The 7,796-nt window shown below is 43.6% G+C and carries 10 protein-coding genes; 4 read left to right on the plus strand and 6 right to left on the minus strand.

Features of this window, described 5'->3' with window-relative positions; genetic code table 11:
* Positions 1 to 1,093 precede the first annotated feature (1,093 nt).
* Together JGK20_RS06470 and JGK20_RS06475 are read right to left on the minus strand one after the other, a co-directional pair.
* Positions 1,094 to 1,663, minus strand: a complete 570-nt coding sequence (locus tag JGK20_RS06470) for a PIN domain-containing protein (RefSeq protein ID WP_293176052.1) — start codon at positions 1,661 to 1,663, stop codon at positions 1,094 to 1,096.
* 3 nt (positions 1,664 to 1,666) lie between these two features.
* The gene (locus JGK20_RS06475; RefSeq protein WP_293176050.1) at positions 1,667 to 2,137 is read right to left on the minus strand and encodes an excisionase family DNA-binding protein; all 471 of its coding nucleotides are present in this window, start codon (positions 2,135 to 2,137) and stop codon (positions 1,667 to 1,669) included.
* Between the two features lie 90 nt (positions 2,138 to 2,227).
* Here JGK20_RS06475 and JGK20_RS06480 point away from each other — a divergent pair, with 90 nt between their 5' ends.
* Positions 2,228 to 2,851 (plus strand): hypothetical protein, encoded by a 624-nt coding sequence (locus JGK20_RS06480; protein ID WP_293176048.1) that lies wholly within the window; start codon positions 2,228 to 2,230, stop codon positions 2,849 to 2,851.
* Positions 2,852 to 2,928: 77 nt separating this feature from the next.
* On the opposite strand, the gene JGK20_RS06485 is transcribed toward JGK20_RS06480, so the two are convergent.
* The 4 genes from JGK20_RS06485 to JGK20_RS06500 all read right to left on the minus strand — a co-directional run bounded on the left by JGK20_RS06485 (position 2,929) and on the right by JGK20_RS06500 (position 5,739).
* Positions 2,929 to 3,510: an NAD(P)H-dependent oxidoreductase gene (locus tag JGK20_RS06485; RefSeq protein ID WP_293229826.1), complete on the minus strand. Its 582-nt coding sequence runs from the start codon at positions 3,508 to 3,510 to the stop codon at positions 2,929 to 2,931.
* Between the two features lie 37 nt (positions 3,511 to 3,547).
* Entirely contained in the window at positions 3,548 to 4,429 is an 882-nt protein-coding gene (locus tag JGK20_RS06490; protein ID WP_293229829.1) for a ChaN family lipoprotein, read from the minus strand.
* A gap of 576 nt (positions 4,430 to 5,005) precedes the next feature.
* A complete protein-coding gene (locus tag JGK20_RS06495; protein WP_293176040.1) occupies positions 5,006 to 5,368 on the minus strand; it encodes a cupin domain-containing protein in 363 nt (120 codons plus the stop codon).
* A 95-nt stretch (positions 5,369 to 5,463) separates the two neighbouring features.
* On the minus strand, positions 5,464 to 5,739 hold the full coding sequence (locus JGK20_RS06500; protein ID WP_293176038.1) for a hypothetical protein: 276 nt from the start codon (positions 5,737 to 5,739) through the stop codon (positions 5,464 to 5,466).
* Positions 5,740 to 5,898: 159 nt separating this feature from the next.
* Between JGK20_RS06500 and JGK20_RS06505 the strand changes: the two genes are divergently transcribed.
* The 3 genes from JGK20_RS06505 to JGK20_RS06515 all read left to right on the plus strand — a co-directional run.
* On the plus strand, positions 5,899 to 6,537 hold the full coding sequence (locus JGK20_RS06505) for a peroxiredoxin (protein ID WP_293152832.1): 639 nt from the start codon (positions 5,899 to 5,901) through the stop codon (positions 6,535 to 6,537).
* A gap of 129 nt (positions 6,538 to 6,666) precedes the next feature.
* Complete coding sequence (locus JGK20_RS06510) at positions 6,667 to 7,251, plus strand: Uma2 family endonuclease (RefSeq protein WP_293176036.1); 585 nt, start codon at positions 6,667 to 6,669, stop codon at positions 7,249 to 7,251.
* 63 nt (positions 7,252 to 7,314) lie between these two features.
* On the plus strand, positions 7,315 to 7,796 hold a 482-nt coding region (locus JGK20_RS06515), incomplete at its 3' end, for a pyridoxal-phosphate dependent enzyme (RefSeq protein WP_293229832.1).

Raw genomic sequence — 7,796 nt, forward strand, 5'->3', positions numbered from 1 at the left:
GGTATTTGTTCATTAAACTGAAAATACATCGTCCATAATACCAATTTTACATGAAGTTGCATAGAATGAAGATACAATATTAAAAGGCATCCGATCTGATGGCACGTCAACTAATTTTGGCGATCGCCAAAAATACAGGCTCTATATTTCGATGTTTCATAGATCGTCGGAGCGATTGATAGAATCAGATCTAGTTGCTTTTTAGCCCCTGCAACCCGCCGCCCAGTATACCCGATGCTCGCCCAACTGACAATATAACCGAAGCCCGAAATGGAACTATTTCAGGAGAGGGGCTTGTGACCTTAGAAATTAACGAATCTCCTCCTACTCCCGTACCGGAGAACTCCTCCCCCTTCGCCTCATTTTTGACCTTTTTGGGATTGGGAGCAGTCCACTTGTGGAGAAAGTCGAGAAAGGGAAACAAATAATAACCTTTACCAACCTAACTTTAAGCGGGGCGTAAATAGAATTACTTAGACTTTTAAAATATTGAGTTATTTGGGCAAAGAAATCTAGTAAATTTACGGGTTTACAATACCGCGAGCAAGCTTGAATTTGTATCTCAAGATGTTGTTTTCGTTAATTGCTGCTACAAACGAAAAAAAACTCACTGTTGCGGGAGAAGCCTTTCAAATCAGGAATATCTTAATGAACATAAAATATGGACTGACCGCTATCCTGGAACATATTAGACCTGTTGAAAAAAAAATCACGGAGTTACAATTAAAGGCTTTGAGTTTTAGACCTGAGAGCTAACTCATAATTTTAAAGTGCCGATCTAACCTGCAATCTGCTCCACTTAAGCCAAACCCTTCATTATAGCATAAAATTATTTTGCAATCTTGTCTAATATTAAATAAAACTGCATGGCAGGTGTGACGGAGGAGTCTCCCACGCCTGCCATACTGTTTGTGACAAGTATAACCGACCGATGACCGATGGTTAAATTATGCTTGTTCTAGCCTATGTGTGCCAATGTGCGATCGGGTGGTTTTCTTTTAGGTCGATCGGGTGATGCGGTACTGGTACAATTGGTGGTAGCGCTTTAAGTAGCTATTATCTCTGTTAAATAAATTTTTAGTAGGCGATCGGGCTAATCAGCATAACACAATTCTCGCATCCGAGTTGCTGACAGCGGCAGTCCCAATTCTACCAGCGTTTGCAAATACTCATCCGGCGTTTTTGGCGGATTTTTGAGCCTGATTCTTTGTTTTTCCGCTGCTTTGCATACACCTTGCCAATTGAAGTTGAGCAAGCGCAGGATAAACTGATCGGGGTGCAGCGGTTCAATATTATATTGTCTGAGTTTGTCAGCAGGAAAATCTCTGAGATTGAAAGTAACGATAAAATCCGCGCGAGAATGAATTGCTGCTGCTAGAACATGGCGATCGCCCGGATCGGGAAGTTCCAAATCTTGTATAATTGTCTCATAGTCTTGCACTAAACAATTTTTAATGCTGGCATTCATCATATTTTTGGTTCTGGTAAGTCGTTCTGATGTAAGATTTCGATTGTTCAGGAGCACGTTTCTTATCCATTCTTCGTGAATCTCTTCTGTCCACCTCGGTTCAAATACCTCACCAACTCCTAGTTCCATCAACAAATCGCGGAGTGCGGCTGAATATAACACATTAGCATCGCAGACAACTTTGACAATTTTCATGAGTTAGTCGTACAAACCGAGTGCTTCTGATTCTGCCACAAGTTCGTCAAGGATTTTACTTCTTTTGTCATAATCCTGCTTTTTATATTTCATGACATCTTCGTAACGTATCCGACGGCAGCTTTGTACCATTTTGTAAGGAATTTTGCCATCATCTAGTAACTGCCACACATACTCGCGGGACACATTCAGCAAACCCTCAACCTGCCAGATATCGAGTTCTTTAGTAATGGGAGCCAGCTTGACAGTATTGCCGCTACTTGTCTGTTGCAAAATCGCTAACAGCAGGGGTAATACTGCGGCTGGGATGTCAATTGTCTTCCCCTCTTTTTCATCTAATATCAATTTCAGGGATTCGCCAGATGGATGATTTTCTAAGTGCGATTGTAAGGCGCGGCTGCTGATTTTGGCAACCGCTGCTTCTGCGGCTGTTGGCAAAACAGGTGCTGAATTTGGATCTCCGGTGAATGTCATGTTAATTTGGGGGTGAGGATAACAGGCAATCAACTATGATTGTAGCAATTTGAGAATGCGATCGCCAAAATCGAGCAATGAGGTCAACCTGTGGCATACAGCGATTTTACAACTTTAGCGAAAGTTAGAGAATCTTTTAATTTAACCGTAGAAGAACCTTTAGATTTGTTTGGCGATATCCCGGAGGTACAGCCAAGTTCCTATTTGCAAACTACTTTAACTGAAAACCTGTCCTTAGCTACGGCAATTAATACCGAAAAGGCTCGCGCTGAGTTAATTATTGCCCCAATATTATTGGAAGTCAGGCGGCAATTTGATTTTCAAGTTGGTTTTTTCTCGGGTTCAGAATTCAATGTAGATTTAGAAGCAGGTTTGAACGGCTATTGCGATTATATTCTCACTGCATCAAAGGATTCCTATGAAATTCGCGCCCCCGTCATTACTCTCACAGAGGCTAAGAATGAAAGTATTAAATCTGGTTTGGGTCAGTGTATTGCAGAAATGGTAGCCGCCCAATTATTTAATCAGCGCAGCGGAGAGCAAATTGCCAGTATTTATGGGGCTGTGACTACAGGTACTGATTGGAAGTTTCTTAAGTTGAATGGCAGTACAATTTATATTGACAAGCGAGACTTTTTTGTTAATGAAATTAGTCGGATATTGGGAATTTTAATGATGCCATTTCAAGGGTTTTATTCTATGAATCTCACTTGATGCAGCCAGCAAAATCACAGATACTGAGATTGGGACACAACATTGTTGCGTCCCTACTGCAAAATTAATTAATCACCTCACGCGATTAATTTCGACAGCACATTAGACAACTTAGCACCGAGATTCTCCACAGACTCCTGCTGTTTGGGATCTTTCATCGTACCATCAGCATTAAATGCTTGAAAAGCTTGGGGAATGGCTTTCTGATCCGGGAGTACGAACACGTTAATATTACCCAGGATCGATCGCAAATGCACCAATCCCCGCATACCGCCAAATCCGCCAGGGGAAGCGCTCATAATTACCGCTACTTTGTCAGTAAATGCCACCAATCCTGGTTCTCCCGGGGCTGGGCGCGATACCCAGTCGATCGCATTTTTCAACACAGCCGTAATCGAACTGTTATACTCGGGGGAAGCTATCAAAAACCCGTGATGTGCTACCATCAATTCCTTCAACTTCCGGGCATTTTCTGGTATTCCTTCTTTTGCTTCCAAATCTTCATCAAATAGTGGCAGCGGGAAATCGCGCAAATCTACATAAGTAACTTCTGCGCCCGCCGCCCTAGCCCCAGCAGCCGCAACTTTTACCAGCAGTTTGTTGTAGGACGCTTCCCGGGCACTTCCGGCAAATGCAAGTATTTTTGGTGTGTTTGTCATTGACTGTTCCCGATTATTGCTTGCGAGTAAAATTGTACTATTCCAAGTGCTTCCAAACAAAGTCAGCCATGGGTTTGCTTGCAGACAAAGGACTATCTGTAGCTGAACTGAATAAAACCGATCGCATTTTTACATTTCCGACTCCCAAGCGCCTCTCGACGCGGCTGGGAATTCCGTAACCGAACATAATATGTCCTTTCCCCGCCAACACCACAACTTGATAATCCGGGTTAGCTTTGACAAATTCAGCGATTTTTTCCGCCATAGTTTCATCCCACAAAACTTGAGCTTGCAAAAATCTTTCAAAGGCCGTACTATTTCCCTGTGCTGCCTTTTGGTGCTGTTGGAAAACTTCGAGCAGCATTTGCCTGTATTCGGCGTTGTCGGTGCGAATTTCGGAAATTGGCGGAATATATTTTTTGTCCTCTGCTGTGAGGCTTTCTAAGCCTTGAGAGGCAACTTTTCTCGTTACTTCCGATGGTGTATTTAAGGCTAGGACTGGCAATTTGTTTTCTTTGGCAAACCGCAAAAATGGGGCGTAATATTCCCAGGGAAAACGCCATCTGCGATCGTACTCTGTTTGCTCGACTAATTGCTCTTCTGTCAGTTTACCAGCTAAGTAGTTGTCGATCGCACTTTGGAACGGACGCTGAAACATCTCCATCGCGATCGCAATTTTACGATTTTGCCGCTGCATTTCTCGAACAATCGCCCGTTGAGCTTGGTGGTCGGCAACGCTATCGTGGGTTTCTCCCAGATACACGACTTTCGCCTTCACCAACTGTTGCAGAATCTCTTGGTTAGTGTAAGTCTGCTGCGGTTGAGGCTTCGCAATCGGTTCCGCTGTCACGATACTGCTACACAGCAGGAAAATGCTCAGCGATAAGGCGCACAGTTTGATGAGTTTGGTTTTTTTCATACAAATATTATCTCTGTTTCTCGCAGTAGCAGCCACAGCCGAACTGTACTATTTTAGCCGCCCATTCAGAAAGCTCGATGCTTCATTTAACTTCATAATTCCTCCTCAATATCTCTACCCATAGAAGATTGTCTTCCGTCTTCCGTCTTCCGTCTTCCTTCTCCCCGACATCCGTTACATCCCGTACATTGCTCGTTGCCGAACTTCCGTCTTCCTTCATCTGTAAAGTTTAGTTGCAGGTGCTTGCACTTCTAGAAAAAGGTGGTAGATTAATAACATGAAGCAAACAAAAAGCTTTTCCGACAGATGCAACATCTAGATATCACAGCGAAGTTCAAAATAGAATCAAAGGAGTAAAACGCTGTTTAATCTCACATCTGTCTCATCAAAAATCAATAACAGCACCCACCAACAAAGCTGATACTTCCTCAACTAATTAGAGGGGAGCAATGCAAGTGAATCCTAGGATTTTTGCAACTCCGCATCGAAGTTGCAAAAAGAGGAAATCACTCGGTACATATGGCTGGGTGCTGTTATTGTTAAAGCTATTATTGTTAAAACAGATTTTTCGACACCTTACTGAAAAATTGTCTCGTCTTCCTTTCGCCACGCCGGATCGACGATACAAATAAATATTAGCGGTTCTGTGCCGCAATTGTAAATAAACTGTTTGGCGTTTGGCGGAATGTAAATCGCATCTCCGACTTCCACCAATTGAGTGTCATCGTCGATGTGCATCTCCCCAACGCCACTGATGATGTAGTAAACTTCAGAAGTGGTCAGGGAGTGCAGCGCGGAAGTTTCTCCCGGTGGCAAGGTGGCGTGGGCTAAACTGTAACGCAACTCGACAGCTTGTTTGTCTGGATGCAGCAATTCTCGCAGTTGAGTACCGTCACCCGCTATAAACTCGTCGCAACCGTTTAGCTTTTGAACTATCATTCTTTATACACTCCTGAAAATCTCTCGATCGCAACTTAAGTTTAATCGAAATAGCGAGAAATGTTAAGAAATATGTCAAGCGACGGCTGATTTTTTTAACCGTAAGTTCCCGAATGCGATCGATAATCACAACAGTCGATCGCATCTTCAGATAAAGCTATTGTAGGCTGAACGGGACACTTGAGGTGGTAGTCGCCAGTGAAAAACACGCAGTTAGCACAAGGAATTTGGTGCATCCGCTGAGCTCTGTGCATTGAGTCGCCGACAGCACGCCCGACACTCGAACACACCAAAAAAACTAAACCCCAGGCACAGACACAACACACGGGAACTAAAACAGGCTGTATTGTCTTCAGCAAAAAGTACAGCATAGCAACAAAATTTAGGGTAAAACTCTCATATATATTACAGTAATGGTATTGGTCGGCGATCGACCAAAAAGTTTAAAATCATTTACAGTGCGATCGAGAAACCGGGCACTTATGGGATGATAGAGAACCGTCGTTAAATAAAATTAGAGGAAACCAGTTATGTCACTGCGATTAGGCGATACAGTTCCCAACTTTACCCAAGCCTCGTCTGAAGGCGAAATCAATTTCTACGACTGGGCCGGCGATAGCTGGGTCGTGTTGTTTTCCCACCCGAAAGACTATACTCCAGTCTGTACCACCGAACTCGGCGCAGTCGCCCGTCTCAAATCTGAATTTGATAAGCGGGGCGTTAAAACCATCGCCCTGAGTGTGGATGATGTGGATTCTCACATGGGCTGGATTAAAGATATTGAGGAAACTCAAAAAGTTACTCTCAACTATCCAATTTTAGCAGATGGCGATCGTAAAGTCTCTGACATTTACGACATGATTCATCCTAACTCGCTGAACAACTTAACAATTCGCACAGTATTCGTGATTGACCCGGAGAAGAAATTGCGTTTGAGCATTACTTATCCAGCGAGCACTGGTCGGAATTTTGGCGAAATTTTGCGGGTAATTGATTCTCTGCAACTTACTGACAAATACAGCGTTGCGACTCCAGTTGACTGGAAAGACGGCGACGATTGCGTCATCGTACCTTCGATTACCGACCCGAAAGAGTTGGCAGAGAAATTTCCCAAAGGCTACACGCCAGTTAAGCCTTATTTGCGGATGACTCCTCAACCGAATAAATAAGTTAAATTTACCGACTGGTTCGTAGTGAGGACTAAAGTCCTCAATCCTCTTTTTTGAGGACTGAAGTCCTCACTACGAACCCAAAAATTATCCTATTGTCTGAACAATTGAAATTAGAGGAAACGCAAAATGCTGTCACCAACAATCGTGTTGCGAGTACCGCCAAAATTGCAAATGACAGAGGACGAGTTTTTCGAGTTCTGTCAAATCAATAGTGAATTACGGATTGAACGCAACAAATCGGGAGAACTGCTAATTATGCCGCCTACTGGTTCGGAGACGGGAAATCGAGAAGGCAATATATTTGGGCCGCTGTGGGTTTGGGCTGAACAAAATGGTACAGGCTTAGCATTTACTTCCAGTACAGGATTTACTTTGTCAACAGGTGCAGAAAAGTCGCCTGACGCTGCTTGGATTAAACTGGAAAGATGGAATGCTTTGTCACCCGAACAAAAGCAAAAATTTGCCCCGATTTGCCCAGATTTTGTAGTAGAACTCAGGTCTGCGTCTGACAATCTTAAGTCGCTACAAGAAAAGATGCAAGAATATATGAGGGAACCAGGAGTGCAGTTAGGCTGGCTGATTGACCGCAAAAATCGCAGAGTCTACATCTACCGTCCCAGTTTGCCAGAGGAATGCTTGGAGAATCCGGTGACAGTCAGTGGCGACCCAGTTTTGCCGGGATTTGTGCTAAATATGAGCAAAATTTGGTAAACTGCTAGCACGAAATATCAAAGTTATTGTCAGAATTATATAGTATAGAAACAATCAAAAAATATGGATATCAAAAACGGCTTTGTAGGCACAATCGGTAACACACCACTAATTCGATTAAACAGCTTCAGCGATGAAACCGGCTGCGAAATTCTCGGCAAAGCAGAGTTTCTCAATCCCGGCGGTTCCGTCAAAGACCGGGCTGCTTTGTACATCATCAAAGACGCTGAAGAAAAAGGCTTGCTGAAACCGGGGGGAACTGTTGTTGAAGGCACTGCCGGCAATACGGGCATCGGTTTAGCACACATTTGCAACGCTAAAGGTTACAAGTGTTTGATTGTGATTCCTGATACCCAATCACAAGAAAAAATCGATGCTTTGAAAACCTTGGGCGCCGAAGTTCGGACTGTTCCTGCTGTTCCTTACAAAGACCCGAATAATTATGTCAAACTGTCGGGAAGATTGGCTGCGGAAATGGAGAATGCCGTCTGGGCAAATCAGTTTGACAATTTAGCCAATCGCCAAGCTCATTTCGAGACAACCGG

The organism is Microcoleus sp. PH2017_05_CCC_O_A, from assembly GCF_020738785.1.
GTDB lineage: Bacteria > Cyanobacteriota > Cyanobacteriia > Cyanobacteriales > Microcoleaceae > Microcoleus.

Bases quoted from the DNA above. Each gene is read 5' to 3' on its own strand.
- JGK20_RS06470 (WP_293176052.1), bottom strand. From the start codon at position 1,663: ATGAAAATTGTCAAAGTTGTCTGCGATGCTAATGTGTTATATTCAGCC.
- JGK20_RS06475 (WP_293176050.1), bottom strand. From the start codon at position 2,137: ATGACATTCACCGGAGATCCAAATTCAGCACCTGTTTTGCCAACAGCC.
- JGK20_RS06485 (WP_293229826.1), bottom strand. From the start codon at position 3,510: ATGACAAACACACCAAAAATACTTGCATTTGCCGGAAGTGCCCGGGAA.
- JGK20_RS06490 (WP_293229829.1), bottom strand. From the start codon at position 4,429: ATGAAAAAAACCAAACTCATCAAACTGTGCGCCTTATCGCTGAGCATT.
- JGK20_RS06495 (WP_293176040.1), bottom strand. From the start codon at position 5,368: ATGATAGTTCAAAAGCTAAACGGTTGCGACGAGTTTATAGCGGGTGAC.
- JGK20_RS06500 (WP_293176038.1), bottom strand. From the start codon at position 5,739: ATGCTGTACTTTTTGCTGAAGACAATACAGCCTGTTTTAGTTCCCGTG.
- JGK20_RS06505 (WP_293152832.1), top strand. From the start codon at position 5,899: ATGTCACTGCGATTAGGCGATACAGTTCCCAACTTTACCCAAGCCTCG.
- JGK20_RS06510 (WP_293176036.1), top strand. From the start codon at position 6,667: ATGCTGTCACCAACAATCGTGTTGCGAGTACCGCCAAAATTGCAAATG.